At 68.5% G+C, this 613-nt stretch carries 1 protein-coding gene; it reads right to left on the bottom strand.

What is annotated here, in order from left to right:
* On the bottom strand, positions 1-613 hold a 613-nt coding region (locus tag AC4LGL_RS33875; protein ID WP_491842603.1), incomplete at both ends, for a transposase.

Here is a 613-nt window from a genome sequence, read left to right as displayed (position 1 = left end):
GTTCTACTCGCGGCAGCGCCTTTGATGCCTTCGACGGACTCAATACAGTTGCGGGCGCGCTCAATTCGGGCTTGGTGATAGCGCACCGGATCGACGTTTTCCGGTGGTCGACCGACCGGACCACCGGCGCGGACCTGAGCCAGGTAGTCCTCGGCGTCCTGGCGATCGGCGGCGTCGGCTTGCGCGTCGGCGTCGCGGCGGCGGTTGAGTTCCCCAACGGCTTTGGCGATGTTGGCCGCCCGGCCACTGTGACGGGCGAACTGCTCGGGTAACCCATCGCCGCCCTGCCCGCGGCCACCTGGCCGATCGTCTTCAGCGTCTTCGGCCGCGTCGGTGGCCACCGCTTCGGACACAACGGTCTGCGCGATCTCGCGGCTGATCCGCTCGACCTCGCGCCCCACCGATTCCGGTGACCGGTTGGCTCCCCGGGATGCGTTGGCCGCGATCTTGCTGCCGTCGATGGCCACCACCCCGACTTTGACCATCCCCGCCGCTGAACACAATGCCAGGACTTGGGCGAACAGCCCGGTGAACGCGTCGTGATGGGCGGCGCGGAACCGGGCGATCGACGTGTGATCGGGGGCGTCCTGGGCGCACAGCACCCGGAAAGCCA

The sequence above is a fragment of the Mycolicibacterium arcueilense genome (assembly GCF_058536225.1).
Note: the sequence above shows the minus strand (reverse complement) of the source record. Positions and strands in the feature narration are given on the sequence as shown.